The organism is Paenibacillus sp. EB106-04-04-XG159, assembly GCF_058791835.1.
The window spans coordinates 1-15487 of the sequence record NZ_JBYTDY010000014.1 but is presented as its reverse complement, the minus strand read 5'-3'; the positions used below and the strand labels follow the sequence as shown (position 1 = coordinate 15487).

Here is a 15487-nt window from a genome sequence, read left to right as displayed (position 1 = left end):
AGTATTGGTATGTTGCATCAAGTGGATTTATCCAAGAACCCATTTCATCTTAGTGAGCAGGATATTACATGGGTCAAGAGCACGTTGGAGGGCATGACATTAGAGGAGAAGGTAGGTCAGTTGTTCTGTCTTGTTGGCATAGGTGACAGTTCCATGCTGGTGGAGATGGTTAAGAAATATCAGCCTGGTGGATTGATGTACCGCCCTGGTCCTGCTAAGGAGATTCGGCTCGCGCATGAGGCGATGCAGAACAACAGTAAGATTCCTATGCTATTGGCTGCGAACCTAGAAAACGGCGGTGACGGTATTGCTGCCGAAGGCACCTATTTCGGGAAACAGCTTCAAGTAGCCGCGACTAATAATGCGGAGATGGCTTATAAATTAGGCACTGTAGCTAGCCGCGAGGGGAAGGCGGTTGGTCTGAATTGGTCCTTTGGTCCAATCGTAGATATCAACATGAACTATCGCAATCCGATTACAAATGTGCGTACGTTCGGCGACCGACCTGACACCGTCCTCGACATGGGGCGCGCATATATGCGGGCAGCACATGAGAATGAAATGGCGGTTTCCATCAAGCATTTCCCTGGAGACGGAGTCGATGATCGAGATCAGCATTTGCTGACGAGTATTAACTCTCTTTCTATTGAAGAATGGGATGCGACATTCGGAAAAGTGTATCAGACATTAATCGATGAAGGCGCAGATACCGTAATGGTCGGACATATTATACAGCCTGCCTACCAGCGCCACTTCAATCCCGGCTTGAAGGATGAAGATCTGCTGCCGAGTTCATTATCGCCAGAGATCTTGAATAATCTGCTCCGTGAGAAGCTGAACTTCAACGGTGTAATCGTAAGCGACGCCACGCTCATGGCGGGATTTACGATCGCGGAACGGCGTGAATTGGCAGTGCCTAAGGCAATTGCGGCAGGCTGCGATATATTCCTCTTTAACCGCAATATTGAAGAGGATCGCGAGTACATGCTTCAAGGAATACGGAGCGGGCTGTTGACTGAGGAACGCGTCAATCAAGCCGTAACACGCATTCTTGGCTTGAAGGCTTCCTTGCGCTTGCATGAACACAAGCAGAAGGGGACGTTGGTACCTGACGAATCCGCGCTCTGCGTCATGGGATCCGAAGAGCATCAATTATGGGCTAGAGAGTGCGCGGATCAATCCGTCACTTTGGTGAAGGACACACAGAACCTGCTGCCGATTACGTCGGAGTCTCATAAACGCGTCATTGTCTATGTACTAGGTGACGAAGAAGGCAGTTTCTCGGTAGGAGGATGTCATAAATCGTTCGTGGAAAAATTGCGGGCCGCAGGCTTTGAGGTTACAGTGAACGATCCGTCGGATTTCCGAGCCATGTTCATGTCCGTTCGTGAATTTGTGAGCCAATATGATCTTGCGATATACTTCGCGAACTATGCGACAGCCAGCAACAAGACAGATCTGAGAATTAACTATACGCCGCCGTTTGGTGCAGATATTCCTTGGTTTATGAAGGAAGTGCCGACTATGTTTATTTCGGTAGCGAATCCATTTCATCTGCAAGATGTGCCTCGCATTCAGACATTTATCAATGCTTATTCGGGCAATGAATATTCATTAGATGCAATCGTTGAGAAGATGCAAGGTAAATCATCATTTACAGGAACTAACCCTGTCGACCCATTCTGCGGGTATTGGGAAGCGAGACTGTAAATCTATAAGGAGTGAATCATGTGCTATTAAATAAGAAATCATATGGCATGATTATGGCTATCGCGGCAGCATTGCTCCTACTATTTTCGTTTACAGATCTAGAGATATCGAAAGCGATCGCGACGGGCAAAACGTCGTTTGGTGAATTTTTCTTCATTTATGGAGAGATGTCAACAGTGATCCTGCTGTTCCTGGCTGGAAATGTGTTTCTTGCGACCGCTCTGAAGGGAGTGACACGGGGGGAAAAGCTGCTGCATTACGGATTGGGAGTCATTATGATCCTATTCTCAATCTTCATGCATGTAGCAATGCTTGCATATCGCCTTCAACTAGAGGCTTCTACTACAATCTTTGCTGTTGTAAGTCTTATCGTCATGCTAGTCATTACTCTTGTACTGCAGAGATATGCGTATGTACGGCTCTCAGATGAGGATCGCTTGTATTTGCTAAAGGTCGCCTATACGTCAGTAATCTACCTGTTCGTTACCGTACTTCTCATTGAAGGAATTAAGGCAGGTTGGGGGCGCGTAAGATTCCGTGATTTGATGCCGGACTACTCGAACTTCTCACCATGGTATCAGATACAAGGTGAAGGAGGGTCTTCATTCCCTTCGGGACACAGCGCTAATTCGTTTATGGCTGTAGCCATCTCATTATTTGTATTGCCCCGGTATAAGAAGCTGAAGCAGCTAGTATTTATCGGTGGATTTATATGGTGGTTCACTACCGCTATTAGCCGAGTCTATTATTCGGCGCACTATGCATCCGATGTTACGGTTGGATTTATGATTTCGATCAGCCTCATGTTCCTTATCTATAATTTATTGCATCGAGACGAAAGCCATAAACATAAACATCCAATGAGCAACCAGGTGCAGATCGACGGGGGAAGAGGATGAATTCAATTAAAGCGGTGATTTTTGATCTTGATGGGGTATTAGTATCTACGGATGAGTATCATTACCTTGCTTGGAAGCGAATTGCGGAGCAAGAAGGCATTCCATTCGATCGTACGATCAATGATCGGCTTCGTGGTGTGAGCCGAATGGAGAGCTTGGAGATTATTCTTGAACAAGCCGAGAGGCAGTACACCGCACTAGAGAAGCAAGAGTTAGCGGAGCACAAAAATGAGTACTACCGCGAATACTTGAATCAATTAACGGAGCAGGATCTGCTTCCAGGCGTGCTGCAGACGCTGCAAGTGTTAAAGAAGCGGGAGATCAAGATTGCGGTGGGCTCTTCCAGCAAGAATACGCCAATAATATTGCGGCAAGTAGGACTCTATGACATGTTCGATGCCGTTGTAGATGGTAATCAGATTGCGAATAGTAAGCCGTATCCCGAAGTATTTATACTCGCGGCAGAGCAAGCAGGGACTGATGCTGCTTCCTGCATCGTAGTTGAGGATGCCGAAGCAGGAGTGGATGCGGCGTTACGCGCAGGAATGACGGTGGCTGCGATCGGTGCTGCACGCCATTATGGTAAAGCGCACATCGTGTTGGAGTCGCTTGATGATCTGTTAGCTCACATATAAGCAAGGCTTATTGAATAATCGATGAGGAGATGAATGGAAGGATGAATAAGGAATCGTATAGCAGCATGCTCGAGGTGCTTGAGCAACGAACTGTTGTTCAGAACGTTAAAGGGATGGATATGACGATCAAGAAGCTCCCGGACTCGGATGCTGAGGGAGAACTGGATGCACGCGTACTTCAGACGACGCTCGAAATGGCTGAGAAGATGGCGGCGATGGAGAAACCTGCTGAAGGTGAATTCGATCTGATGAACATGGTGCAAGGGTTGCGAGCCAGTATGGGTTGGCCAAATACCGATGTGACGACAACTGCTATTCGTACGGATGCAATCAACATCGAGGGCTCAGAAGGCGCTATTCCCGTACGTATCTACTCGCCAGTTCAAGGCTCGAATCTGCCAGCGGTCGTATTTTTCCACGGAGGAGGGTTCTTTGGAGGCACGCTGGATGTTGTTGAGAATCCTTGTAAAGCGATTGCGGAGAAAGCCAATGCAGTCGTGATCTCTGTGGACTACCGCCTTGCTCCTGAGCATGCTTATCCTGCTGGATTGAATGACTGCTTCGATGCTGTTCGCTGGGTATATCAGAATGCGGCAGCATGGAACGTCAATCCGCAGCAGATCGCTGTGTGTGGTGATAGTGCGGGAGGTAATCTCGCGACTGTATGCGCGATGAAGGATCGAGATCTAGGAGCGGGAATGATTAAGTTCCAAGCGCTGATCTATCCGACGGTGAACATGGCAGGGGAAGTGACGGATGATTTCGAATGGAACATCGATGAATATTCGATCAACAACCATCGTGAGCTGATTACAGCAGGATTGACGGGGATGAGCGGCTTGGCGAATTTGTTGGACAATATTTATTTACAAGGTAGAGCAGCTGCGACAAGTGCCTATACTTCACCTCTATTAGCCGAAGATCTTAGCGGCATGCCTGAAACTCTGATTATAACGGCAGAGTATGATTACTTGCGGCTGGAATGTGAAGCGTATGCTAGAAAGCTGCAGCGTGCGGGTGTTGCGACGCAGATGATTCGATATAACGGTGTGGATCATGCATTTATGGATAAGATCGGATTCTATCCGCAAGCAGAAGATTGTATGGCTGAAATAGCGAAAGCTATCAAGTGCAAGTTTGAGTAATGTTCATTTTACTAGGTATGATGCAATCTTAATGATGCTGTGGTGATAATAAGGAAGTTTCAAACTCCTGCGGGCTGGAATGGTCTGCGGGAGTTCTTTGTTATTCGAGGGATGTGGGTTCCATGATAAGCGCGGAGCAAATTTATAGTTTCAGTATAGGGAGTGGGGGTATATAATAAAACTTAGGAAAGGAGTGATTGAAATTGGATAGCTGCTGTAAAACATCAACTGATCCTTCAACACCATCTATACACTGTCCTATTTGTCATCAAAAAGGAAAAGCCGTTCAACTGATTACACTTAAAGCGATGCTTAAGCCATCCGCTTTAGAGACTGTTCATCCCGAACTGGCTTACGCATTCTGCCCTAATCCGTCTTGTGATGTGGTCTATTATCACGATACACAGACCTTTGATAAAACGACACTAAAAGTACCGGTATTCCAGAAAAACGATGCGCTGGATGTTCCCGTTTGCTACTGTTTTGGATGGACAAGAGAACGAATAAGGAATGCGGTTCGAGACAATCTAGATCCGGCTGTCCATATTCGTGAACAGATTCAAGCTAAACGATGTGGATGCGAGGTTAATAACCCGCAAGGATCCTGCTGTTTGGGCAATGTTACTACATTTATACGGAATCAATAAGAGCCCCACACGAAAAGAAAAGTACCCCCTGGAATAGGTCAGTATTGAGAGGTGAGGTCTAGTCTCATTGACCATTCTAAGGGGTGCAGTTCCGTTATATTATGAAGTAACTTATACGATAATGTTTGCCAAGTTAAATGGAATCGCCTGTTTCAAATCTTCAAGATTCATCTCGATCTGGTATCCAATCTTACCTGCACTGAATATGATTGTCTCCAAATTAGCCGCAGAATCATCGATCGTCGTCATGAAGCTCTTTTTCATGCCAATGGGTGAACATCCTCCGTGTATATACCCCGTGACAGCCAACAAATCCTTCGTTTTTAGCATTTCAATTGATTTTTCGTTTACACTATGAGCCGCTTTCTTCAGATCCAGTTCATGTGCGACAGGAATTAGAAAGACATAATATTTCTTAGATTTGCCTATCGTTACAAGTGTTTTAAATACCTGATCAGGATTCTGATGTAAAGCGTCCGCCACCTCAATACCACTAATGGCGTCTGTATCGGCGTAGCTATAGCTTTTGTATGTTATTTTCAATTTATCTAATATTCTCATGACATTGGTCTTGTACTCCATGTTAAACCACCTTGCAGATAAGATTTCCTCGTAATCCTGAATATAGAGTCTATGTCGTGGATACCTTCATGTTACTACGGTGTCATTGAACTTTCAATGAAAGTGGTTGTGCGGGCTTACCGAATGCACCGGAGCTGTTATGTCTGGAAAAGACATGGCGGCTTTTTTGATATATGGGGTAGGTAAATGCTGGTATAATGAGGGGGGTGAGGGTGATTCAGGTATATGTGGTGCTAAGTCCGTTGGATCCGGCGCTGATCGTCTTAAGCCTCTCGGATTCGTAGATAAAAGAACGTTAGCTAATAATCTTGCAATATATGAGTGATTGTTAAAGGGAGCGAAATATGAAAAAAATAATATTTCCATTATTAGGAATTCTTATTGTTTCTAATGTCATTTGGAGTTATCTGTATATTGAAAACATTGAAAAAGTGTCAAAAGCCGGTGTTCAATATTACAATCTTAATGGTACAGGGGAAATGTGGAGTATTACTGATTATAAAATAATTGTCTCCCCTAGCAAGATTTTTCGAGGTCATGGAAAATTAGCATACAAAGGTGATCCGACAAATATCGAGTATAGTACTTATTATAGATATGAAATCAAGGAAATAGATCCCTATGGTGATCATGAAATAGTTTATATTCATGAAGCAAGTTCAAATGCTGGACCAGTAGCTATTCTAATCAATCTTAATGATTTAGGTTCTATTACAAGCGATTATACTTATGATGAACTAAAGAAAGATAAACAAAACTATGAAAGTACTACTTTAACAATTACATGGAATGATAATAATGGGGAACTCCATTCTGAGACAATTAACCTTGATATTGATAGTGAGATTACAATAAATAATAAATAGTGCTGTTGTTTCGAGGAAGACAAGAACTTCACATAACACAGTATCTACGCCCTTGGTTCGCAAGAAGAGGTAGGCAGAGGAGCAGAGTCAGTGAACAGTCCTGCGGGCAGAGTCTTCGGCCCAACGCGGAGCGCAATAGGCCTCTCGGGTTCGTAGATACAAGAACGTTAACTGAAAGAAACGAGAATCTTATAAAAAGGATTTGAAAAATGATAAATAATCATTTTAGAGACATTTACTGGATAGGTGGCTCTCCGTGTTCTGGTAAGAGTTCAATTGCAGAGCTATTAGCAAATAGGCATGATTTTATTTATTACAAATGTGATGAAGCATATGATGATCACATAAAGAGATGTCTAACTGAACTTCATCCAATAATGACTAAATTAAAGGGTTTATCTTTAAATGATATTTTTTCACGACCCGTATATCAGCAAGTTGAAGAAACAATTAAGTTTTATCAAGAGGAATTTGGGCTGATTTTGGAAGATATAAATTCAATTTCTTCAAACAAATCAATTTTGGTTGAGGGGGCTGCTTTATTGCCCGAAAACGTATCTCCATTACTTCATACAAATAACCATGGTGTATGGATAATACCTACAGCAGAATTTCATGTAGAACAATATTCTAAACGAGATTGGATTCATTCTATTTTAGAGGTTTGTCGAGATCCTAAAAAAACATTTGAGAATTGGATGAATCGGGATATTGAATTCGCACAATTCATTAATAAAGACGCACAAAGCAGAGCCTTAAAGACAATTATAGTTGATGGAAGCAGTACATTAGAAGAAAACCTGGTAATTGTTGAAGAACATTTTAAATTAACGAATAAATAGAGATATATTCATTCTAATAATATTGCAGACAGATAAGAATAACTGAGATTGAATGTGTAATCAAAGAGGTCGGTTCCATCGGATAACATCATATCTACGCCGTTTCACTACGCTTCTTGGTCTGCCCGATGGTTTTCGAGGAAGCGAATCAGGCAGGCAACCCTGCAAGGCTAAGCAGCGAAGCTAGCCAGTCGCTGCACTCCTTTAAGCCTCTCGGGCTCGTAGATACAAGAACGTTATCAGAAATCACATTAGACCGTTAAAAACGGAGGGTACAATAATGAAATACTTTATTATCACAGGTTCATCTCGTGGAATTGGAGAAGCAATAACTAAGAAATTAATGGTCAAAGATCATTATTTGATCTGCGTTTCAAGACATCTTAATACCGATCTTACTTCAATTGCAAATACAGAAAATGTTCCCTTAGATTATTTTGAATTCGATTTAAATAATGTTCAAAAAATTGATGATCTAATGAAAGAAATTATTGGGAGAATTGATGAATCAATAGTAGAGTCAATATATTTGATTAATAATGCTGCAATTGTTATGCCGATTGAATACATAGATCAAAGTGATCCGGACAACATCATTAGTCATATAAATATTAATTTGACTGCTCCAATGATACTTTCTTCGTCCTTTATTAAGTATTCGAAACATTTTAAAGTGGATAAGAGAATCCTGAATATCTCTTCAGGTCTATCATTTAATTTAAAACCAAGGATGAGTTGTTATTCTACTTCTAAAGCAGGACTCGAAACATTTACTAAGTCAATAGGGATTGAACAAACTGAAGTGCAAATAATGGCGGTAAGACCAGGAGCAGTAGATACTCAAATGTATGAAGAATCAATTATAACAGATGAATATGCAAATAAAGTGAAATTGGCCAATCCAAGTCATGCAGCGGATAGAATTCTAATGTTTTTATTTGATCGATTTGAACATGGAAAAGTAATTAAGGGGTGGTAAATGTGAAAGATATAGCAGAACTTATTTTTGAAGATAACGCATGGACGATGATTCAAGATTGGATTCGTGATTCACAAGTAAATATTCGTATACTTGAGAATACAAAAGCTGAAGGTGAGGAAGCGCTCTTTAATTTACAAATAACCAATAAATCTACTATGGGAGCGATCGCACTGGAGTGTGGTGGTATTGTTGTAGATCACGGTTGGTTGTACTTACTTGGTTCAGGGCACCCTGAGATATTTGGCTCTCTAATTAATAACAAACATCAATCACTCTTCGAAGAAGGGTTTGTTGTGGCCCATGATGTAGTAGGTGGGATCTTTGCTATTAATACAGGAGGATTTGATAATAGTACTCGTAATATTTATTATTTTGCGCCGGATACATTGGATTGGGAAGACACTGGTATAGGATATACTGACTTTTTTTATTGGGTATTATATGGTGATCTGAATAAATATTATGAATCATTTAGATGGAGTAACTGGATAGAAGATGTAAGTTTATTAACTAGAGATCAAGGAATATCAATATTTCCATATTTGTGGACGGAACAGGGCAAGGATGTTGAAAATAGCCATAGAAAAGCAAATTCTATTAAGGAAATATGGGGAATACAAAGTGATTTTAGAAATGCCATTTAAAGAGTTTTGCAGGCTCAAAGGAAGAAGAGATGGGCAGAGAAGCGGATTCATCTCACAACCCTGCGAGGCTAAGTCCGATGGATCCAGTCTAGTTCGCGCCTTAAGCTTCTCGGGTTCGTAGATACCAGATCGCAAGAGGAAATTGTTGAAAGACATTTCTAGTAATTAAACAAATAATAAATTTTAAAATACTAGGTTTATTTTCAACTGGATGGTGATAATTATTGTTCTAAAGAGAGCTTTAATAATATTTTGGATATTAGTTGTTCTGTTTAACCTGTCTGGTGTTTTATGGTTTATTTTTGGCTCAACTGCCAACTTTCAACGAGATATAGATTTAATATCGACTGTAATTTTATTTACGCATGTTATACCTTCAATTTTATTGATAATCGTATCTATTTATTGGTTAGCGAAGAGACATGTTGCTATAAATGAATATTTCGGTCCAATAGAGCCATCATTCCGGTGAGTAGTGAGCCACCCCTCCGGAAAAATTGAGCCGCATCTCCGGTGGAGGGAGCCACCAAAGTAGGTAGCTCCCTCCACCGGAATTTGAATTAGTTAATGAGTCCTTTTCGTTTACGCATTGAGTCGAGTCCTTCGATTGTGATCGTGTAAGAAGAATGCACGATACGGTCAAGTATTGCATCTGCTAATGTATTCTCACCAATCTTGCTGTGCCAGCCTGCTGGAGCGAATTGGGAACAGAAAATGGTGGATCCCCTCTGATGACGGGCTTCTACGATTTCAAGCAGGTCCCTAGCTTCGCTCTCCTTTAAAGAGACTAATAGCCATTCATCCAAGATTAATAACGGAATCTTTTTATAAGACTTCATCACGCGTTGATAAATACCTTCTCCACGCGCCACAGCCAACTCATTCAACAGATCCGGCAAGCGAACATATTTAACCGGCAAAAAATTGCGACAGGCTGCTACGCCAAAGGCACATGCCAAGTACGTCTTCCCTGCACCCGATGCGCCCATAATGATGATATTTAATTTGTCATGAATGTAGGCGCAAGTCGCAAGACGAAGAATTTGTGTTTGATCCAGCTTTCGATCGGCATGATATTCAATATTCTCGATACTTGCACTATTCTGTTGGAAATCCGCTTTACGAATGAGCGAAGCCAGTCGGTTGTTCTTTCGTCTTGACCATTCCAAGTCTACCAGCAATCCAAAACGTTCTTCAAAGGATAAACCTTGAAAACTCGGGTCTAATAGCTGGTTCTGATAAGCCTCTGCCATTGCGGAAAGCCGCATCTCATGCAGTTTGCGTTGTGTGGGTTCATGCATGTTCGTTAGCCCCTCCCGTAATAGTCCGCGCCTCGGACAAAGCTGTAGTTTTCGGTGGGAGGGGTTTGGGGCATGCTCTCAGGTTGGGCATTAAGCCTGTCCTGTCCTGTCGTTAAGATAGTCTTCACGCTCTGAAAGCTGGGCCTTGGTGTGTAGGATAAAGCTCTACCGCATGCAGATTCAAGTCTCTCTAATCCATACTTGTCGCCTAGCTTCAGTATCCCTAAGCAACTTCGAAAGCCTTGCTGCTCCACTTTGTGAGAGCTTAGAATGGCTTGAATGACAATTGCTGTGTTCGGGCCGATTGATTCTGCCCAAGAAATGAACCGTTTGCCATTCCATTGGATATATTTCTTGTGTTTCTCCGGCATGTGTTCTTCAACCGTGCTGAACTGGCCAGGCTTTCCGTAAAGTCGCGGATGTGAGCAAATCCTCTGATGGTTGTAGAAGATCTCGATGACATTTCTCGTTAATCTAACATCGACCTGATGTTTGATATATTCATACGGAACGGAGTAGTGCATTTTCTCTACGCTTATATGATAATTAATTTGGACAGTGGCGACTTTCCAAAGCGCCAATTCATATGGGGTGGCAGGCAATGCAAGCAAGAACGGCTTTTCCTCGTTCATGAACACACTATGTCTGCTTCCTTCTTTTTTCTGAAAGGGCTTGGTGTTAAGAACCTTGAGTTTCTTATGAATCGCCTGATTCAGCTCAACTTGACTAAAGAACTGCTGATTGCGAAGTGCGGCCAGGATCCATGTTGAGACGATATTCACAGAGCCTTCCACATTCGGCTTATCTTTTGGTTTCCTAACACGTGTGGGAATGACTGCAGTGCTGTAATGCTCCGCCATTTCATGGTACGTCTTATTGATGACAGGATTGTACCAAGAGGACTTCTCGACACCAGTCTTCAGATTGTCTGGAATGAGAACACGAGTGGATCCGCCAAAGAACTGATACATGTGAACATGAGCGGTAATCCAGCTCTCCTGATTCTGGCTAGAAAAGGCTTCTACATAAGCATATTGGCTGTAAGAGAGCACGGCAACAAAGACATACATTGGGACGATTTCGCCAGTCTCACGATCGATGATGGAAGCCGTTTGGCCTGCCCAGTCGACTTCAAGCTGTTCACCTGGCTTCCGTTGTATGCGCATGGTGGCATTCGTTCGTTGAGTGAACTGTTGGTAGTGATAGCAAAACTGGGAGTACATAAGGGGAATCTCATGATTAGAGCGGCAATTCTCGCAATATTCATGCCAGAGAAGGCTTAGTGTCACTCCGCTCTTAGCCATTTCCCGGTGAATGTATTCGTAGTCCGGGTGCTTACGAGTAGATGGCTGTACTGTTTCCCCGAAGAGACGTTGACGGAGCTCTCCATCGGTCCAATCTTTCTCAAGAGGCCAGGCAATGCCTAACTCTTCTGCTCGTTGGATAATTTTTGAGACGGTGTTGCGCGAGCAGGCGCAACTGGTAGCAATGCTACGTTGACTGATCCGTTGGCTGTGCAGTCTCAAGATCTCTCGATACTGGGTCATAGAAATGACCTCCTCATAGATGATTTACACGTGTCTAATGACCGTGCATAGTCATCATTCTAGCAGGAGGTTAAACGGGTGGCTCTCTCTACCGGAAGGGTGGCTCAAAAATGCCGGAGACGTGGCTCTCACTCACCGGAACGATGGCTCATTTTGCTCCGGAGTATTCACTATAAACGAGATAAAAGTCTCAATTATCGTGATACTAAGTTTATTTATGATTGCATTAACACCGGGAATGTTTAAATATGTAAATACAAGTGGTTGGTTAACTGAAAAAATTACTGCTGATACTTTACAATTAACTGCGGATGGTAAATATGAATATCAAATAGAACTAATAAACTTATTTCAGAGAAATAGTAATGCCCGACTATATGTGAAAAATGTTGAAACCTCAGAAACGAAGAGAATTCCTCTAGAAATGCCTATAAGAGAAATTCATGGAATTGGCATATCAAAAATAAATCATTGGATCATTTTGCATCCGGATAATGTGGAGGATCAATATTTACTAAAAACAACAGGGGATTTTCCATTAAGAAATTTAGTTTTTGAAGTTAATCTTAAAACTGATATTGCGATACAAATACAAAGTAATAAAGAATATAAGGAATAGCTTTGAAATCAATAACTTCCCCTAACACCAGATTCACGCTACGTGCGTTCGCCCTAGGTTAAGCAAAGAGGTAGCTCACCAACACATTCATTACCCTAAGATAAGAGCTATCTAAGGGTAATGAATGTCGTGAATGCAAGAACGTTTGATGACATTGGCGGACTAAATAACAGCTTCAATTATTGTGAATCGAGGTGAAATATGAAGATAATAATGTATTCAAAGGATAATTTATTTGATAATGAAGCAATGGACAGAATGTTTGAGTTACTTGAAATGAACATGTCAAAAATAGCACCAATAGATAAAGAACGAGACGAAATATATAAAGAATGGAGAGAATCATTAGATAAGTACCTTGATGCTGGAACTAAACATATATTAATAATGGAACATCATCTATTACGTGGATATTTGTCGTTTACTGTACGATATACAAATAATGATGTTTACTTAAATGAAATACAGATTAATCCAAGATTTCAAAGGGACGGTGTAACAGTTGGCAAACTATTTTATAGTTTTTTAAGTGAAGTTAAAGAATATTGTGGATGGAACATAAGGACATATGTAAATCATCATAATGTAAACTCAATTAATTTAACGAAAAAGATAGGGTTTAAGTTAGAAACGAGCACAGATAGAGGGAGCACATACATAATTTCAGTCAAATCATTGCAAGCTAAGTTATCTTATCTTTTAAAGAGATATATATAATTATGTATTGTTAATTCGAAGTAGGAGACAACATCATCTAACCTAGCATTCACACGGCAAATCCTGAAGGGTTCTTGGTCTGACCGAAGATAATTCTGAAAAGTTGGATCAGGCAGATAACCCTACGAGGCTAAGTGGCGGATCTACCCGATTGCTATCGTGCCATTAAGCCTATCAAGTTCGTGAATACCCGAAAGTTATCTGAAAGGGATGCCTATTGTATCATAACCTTAAAAACAATAAAGTCAATTCAATATAAGAACACTTGTACGTATAAGTGAATACAGGTAAAATATAACTACAATTGAATCTTGGGTGGGCATGGTTCCCTTCGAAAGGGGGTGAACCATGGAAGTAAAAGATGCAATAACGATTATGTTCCTTTTCGGCATGTTCATTCTTGCACTCTTAACTTACATTGATAATAACAACAAGAAAAAGTAAAACCCACCCATAGATTAACGCCTAAGGTGGGCTTTCGCTCTAAATGACTTAGAAGGGAATAACCATCCAAGCCAATTGTATTGACCAAGTGTTCACAGCACTTGGTCTTTATTACATATATAATATCACATGTAAAAACATGTATCAAAACAATATTAAAATCGTTAAAAGATATAAAAAGCTAATGTAAGTAATACAGAGCAGGCATACCCATCAGAGAACACCGTATCTACGCTGCGGGTGTTGCCTTTGGTTCGCGAGAAGTGGAAAGCAGAGAAGTTGAATCAGGGAATAACCCTGCAAGGCTAAGTCCGTCGGGCCCAGTAGCTAGCGTTCCTATAAGCCTCTCGGATTTGTGAATAGAAGAAAGTTATATAAAATCTTCGAAAACATTATATAAGAAGCCAAAGGAACAATACATATGAGCTATACTTTGTATCATTATTTTGATAAGGATATAGGACCATTTAGAAATCTTTCTAGCCTTTCTATAGATGATGCTCTTGATGTTTCACGACAAATCAAACAGGATGGAAAGATGTTTGCAAGCAAGAGATCTGATGATTATATGCTGATTAGAAGAGAACTCGAGAAGATGGCTAGAGAACAATTTATGGCCAAGTGTGGAATACCAAAGAACATTTTTCCACACTATATGACACTGGGATCTTGTGATTGGTTAAAGACATGGTATAAGAACCCTAGTTGGATAGCAATTAACATAGATGAGTTTGAAGAGACAGTAATTAGTTTTACATATGGTGATCTCTTTCCAACGATGAGGTATCAAGATAATAAGCCATATCGTAGACAGGTATATACCAAACAAGAGATAATAAAAGTAATTGAAGAATATGGGATGCCACAAGAATGGAATAGGGATGGAGATAAGGGGCCCGAAAGATATATTGAAGTACAGGTCTGGGACGAGGAAGTGATTCAGAGATATTTTTCGTGAGCTTAACCGAGGGTCGAAGACTTTATCAAACACCGTATTCACGCTGCGTCGCCTGACGGCAACTTGGTCTGCAAGAGGTGATTTGTAGAAGTGAACCTGCAGGAAATCCTGCGAACCTAAGTCTTCGACCCAGTCGAGGGAGCTCTTTTAAGCATCTCGGACTCGTGAATATATAGAACGTTAGGAAAAAAAATATTTATGTGTGAGGGATTTTATGATTAACTTGGAAATATTAATTGAAGAATCTAGACTTCTTTTTCCTGAATACATATATGAACATATCAAATTCGTTAATAAACACGATCCAGAAGAATTTGAAAGACAATATATTAAAGCTAAGAACAATTCAAAAAGGAAAGGATTTGGGAATTCTAAATATAATTTGTGGATTGCCGCAAATCTAACTGATGTAAGAATTCGTAGCAGATTAAAGCCACAGCAATTTTCTTGTTACTACTGCTATACAGATTTGAGCTTATTGCCACCTGAAGAGGTTATTTTTGAACATTACATTCCTAAACTTCATATTCCAGAAAATATAGTCTCGGCATGTAATAATTGCGATAAGTTTAAGCTTGATAGAATGCCCGAAGAATTTGAAAATATTATTCTAAATGAAGAACTAGTTAAAAATGATAGGTATGTAAAAACTAAAACATCACAAGAAAAATTACTGCATTTTGCACCTCTAGTTGCTTGTCGTTCAATGCAGTTTGATTTATGGGTAGATAAGATGATAGAGATTGCTGACAAGTATTTCAATGAAGATCTGTCAGTACTTCACAGAGGTCAAGTTAGATGGAGCTATTACCCTTTATATAGAAAGAGATGGAACAAAAATTAATAATATGTGAGAGTAATAATCCATCGCCTAAACCAGCTAATCAAAGTCAAGATTCAACAGGTATAAGATTTCAGAACTCCAAAGAATACAGACTTAAATAAGCCT

General features: G+C 40.8%; 17 protein-coding genes. 14 read left to right on the top strand and 3 right to left on the bottom strand.

Annotation, left to right across the window (positions count from 1 at the left end):
* Window positions 1–9: 9 nt before the first annotated feature.
* From AC3WTP_RS16895 to AC3WTP_RS16875, 5 genes are all read left to right on the top strand, one after another.
* Window positions 10–1710 carry a glycoside hydrolase family 3 protein gene (locus AC3WTP_RS16895; protein ID WP_492395805.1) on the top strand — a complete coding sequence of 567 codons (1701 nt, stop codon included), beginning with the start codon at window positions 10–12 and terminating at the stop codon, window positions 1708–1710.
* A 20-nt stretch (window positions 1711–1730) separates the two neighbouring features.
* Window positions 1731–2609 carry a phosphatase PAP2 family protein gene (locus AC3WTP_RS16890; RefSeq protein ID WP_492395804.1) on the top strand — a complete coding sequence of 293 codons (879 nt, stop codon included), beginning with the start codon at window positions 1731–1733 and terminating at the stop codon, window positions 2607–2609.
* Window positions 2606–3244, top strand: a complete 639-nt coding sequence (gene pgmB, locus AC3WTP_RS16885) for a beta-phosphoglucomutase (RefSeq protein WP_492395803.1) — start codon at window positions 2606–2608, stop codon at window positions 3242–3244. Before AC3WTP_RS16890 ends, pgmB begins: the two co-directional genes overlap by 4 nt.
* Window positions 3245–3285: 41 nt before the next feature.
* A complete protein-coding gene (locus AC3WTP_RS16880; protein ID WP_492395802.1) occupies window positions 3286–4389 on the top strand; it encodes an alpha/beta hydrolase in 1104 nt (367 codons plus the stop codon).
* 203 nt (window positions 4390–4592) lie between these two features.
* Entirely contained in the window at window positions 4593–5036 is a 444-nt protein-coding gene (locus AC3WTP_RS16875; protein WP_492395884.1) for a putative iron-sulfur cluster-binding metallochaperone, read from the top strand.
* Window positions 5037–5147: 111 nt separating this feature from the next.
* Here the strand turns inward: AC3WTP_RS16875 and ybaK are convergent, their stop codons facing one another.
* Window positions 5148–5618 carry a Cys-tRNA(Pro) deacylase gene (ybaK, locus tag AC3WTP_RS16870; protein ID WP_492395801.1) on the bottom strand — a complete coding sequence of 157 codons (471 nt, stop codon included), beginning with the start codon at window positions 5616–5618 and terminating at the stop codon, window positions 5148–5150.
* Between the two features lie 344 nt (window positions 5619–5962).
* On the opposite strand from ybaK, the gene AC3WTP_RS16865 reads away from it, so the two are divergent.
* From AC3WTP_RS16865 to AC3WTP_RS16850, 4 genes are all read left to right on the top strand, one after another.
* Window positions 5963–6484 carry a hypothetical protein gene (locus AC3WTP_RS16865; RefSeq protein ID WP_492395800.1) on the top strand — a complete coding sequence of 174 codons (522 nt, stop codon included), beginning with the start codon at window positions 5963–5965 and terminating at the stop codon, window positions 6482–6484.
* A 209-nt stretch (window positions 6485–6693) separates the two neighbouring features.
* Window positions 6694–7326 (top strand): hypothetical protein, encoded by a 633-nt coding sequence (locus tag AC3WTP_RS16860; protein WP_492395799.1) that lies wholly within the window; start codon window positions 6694–6696, stop codon window positions 7324–7326.
* A 280-nt stretch (window positions 7327–7606) separates the two neighbouring features.
* Window positions 7607–8305: an SDR family NAD(P)-dependent oxidoreductase gene (locus AC3WTP_RS16855; protein WP_492395798.1), complete on the top strand. Its 699-nt coding sequence runs from the start codon at window positions 7607–7609 to the stop codon at window positions 8303–8305.
* A 2-nt stretch (window positions 8306–8307) separates the two neighbouring features.
* Complete coding sequence (locus tag AC3WTP_RS16850) at window positions 8308–8952, top strand: DUF2625 family protein (protein ID WP_492395797.1); 645 nt, start codon at window positions 8308–8310, stop codon at window positions 8950–8952.
* 560 nt (window positions 8953–9512) lie between these two features.
* Here the strand turns inward: AC3WTP_RS16850 and istB are convergent.
* Window positions 9513–10253, bottom strand: a complete 741-nt coding sequence (gene istB / locus AC3WTP_RS16845) for an IS21-like element helper ATPase IstB (protein WP_492395796.1) — start codon at window positions 10251–10253, stop codon at window positions 9513–9515.
* A 5-nt stretch (window positions 10254–10258) separates the two neighbouring features.
* Window positions 10259–11800 (bottom strand): IS21 family transposase, encoded by a 1542-nt coding sequence (gene istA, locus AC3WTP_RS16840; RefSeq protein WP_492395795.1) that lies wholly within the window; start codon window positions 11798–11800, stop codon window positions 10259–10261.
* Window positions 11801–11843: 43 nt separating this feature from the next.
* Between istA and AC3WTP_RS16835 the strand changes: the two genes are divergently transcribed.
* From AC3WTP_RS16835 to AC3WTP_RS16815, 5 genes are all read left to right on the top strand, one after another.
* Window positions 11844–12419 (top strand): hypothetical protein, encoded by a 576-nt coding sequence (locus tag AC3WTP_RS16835; RefSeq protein WP_492395794.1) that lies wholly within the window; start codon window positions 11844–11846, stop codon window positions 12417–12419.
* A 201-nt stretch (window positions 12420–12620) separates the two neighbouring features.
* A complete protein-coding gene (locus AC3WTP_RS16830) occupies window positions 12621–13136 on the top strand; it encodes an N-acetyltransferase (RefSeq protein WP_492395793.1) in 516 nt (171 codons plus the stop codon).
* A 348-nt stretch (window positions 13137–13484) separates the two neighbouring features.
* On the top strand, window positions 13485–13580 hold the full coding sequence (comI, locus tag AC3WTP_RS16825) for a competence inhibitor ComI (protein WP_458567378.1): 96 nt from the start codon (window positions 13485–13487) through the stop codon (window positions 13578–13580).
* Between the two features lie 421 nt (window positions 13581–14001).
* A complete protein-coding gene (locus AC3WTP_RS16820; RefSeq protein WP_492395792.1) occupies window positions 14002–14538 on the top strand; it encodes a hypothetical protein in 537 nt (178 codons plus the stop codon).
* A 214-nt stretch (window positions 14539–14752) separates the two neighbouring features.
* Complete coding sequence (locus tag AC3WTP_RS16815) at window positions 14753–15382, top strand: hypothetical protein (RefSeq protein ID WP_492395791.1); 630 nt, start codon at window positions 14753–14755, stop codon at window positions 15380–15382.
* The last annotated feature ends 105 nt before the right edge of the window (window positions 15383–15487 follow it).

Coding starts and splice junctions, on each gene's coding strand:
- AC3WTP_RS16855 (WP_492395798.1), top strand. CDS start 7,607: ATGAAATACTTTATTATCACAGGTTCATCTCGTGGAATTGGAGAAGCA.
- AC3WTP_RS16815 (WP_492395791.1), top strand. CDS start 14,753: ATGATTAACTTGGAAATATTAATTGAAGAATCTAGACTTCTTTTTCCT.
- AC3WTP_RS16865 (WP_492395800.1), top strand. CDS start 5,963: ATGAAAAAAATAATATTTCCATTATTAGGAATTCTTATTGTTTCTAAT.
- AC3WTP_RS16820 (WP_492395792.1), top strand. CDS start 14,002: ATGAGCTATACTTTGTATCATTATTTTGATAAGGATATAGGACCATTT.
- istB (WP_492395796.1), bottom strand. CDS start 10,253: ATGCATGAACCCACACAACGCAAACTGCATGAGATGCGGCTTTCCGCA.
- AC3WTP_RS16860 (WP_492395799.1), top strand. CDS start 6,694: ATGATAAATAATCATTTTAGAGACATTTACTGGATAGGTGGCTCTCCG.
- AC3WTP_RS16830 (WP_492395793.1), top strand. CDS start 12,621: ATGAAGATAATAATGTATTCAAAGGATAATTTATTTGATAATGAAGCA.
- AC3WTP_RS16880 (WP_492395802.1), top strand. CDS start 3,286: ATGAATAAGGAATCGTATAGCAGCATGCTCGAGGTGCTTGAGCAACGA.
- pgmB (WP_492395803.1), top strand. CDS start 2,606: ATGAATTCAATTAAAGCGGTGATTTTTGATCTTGATGGGGTATTAGTA.
- comI (WP_458567378.1), top strand. CDS start 13,485: ATGGAAGTAAAAGATGCAATAACGATTATGTTCCTTTTCGGCATGTTC.
- istA (WP_492395795.1), bottom strand. CDS start 11,800: ATGACCCAGTATCGAGAGATCTTGAGACTGCACAGCCAACGGATCAGT.
- AC3WTP_RS16895 (WP_492395805.1), top strand. CDS start 10: ATGTTGCATCAAGTGGATTTATCCAAGAACCCATTTCATCTTAGTGAG.
- ybaK (WP_492395801.1), bottom strand. CDS start 5,618: ATGGAGTACAAGACCAATGTCATGAGAATATTAGATAAATTGAAAATA.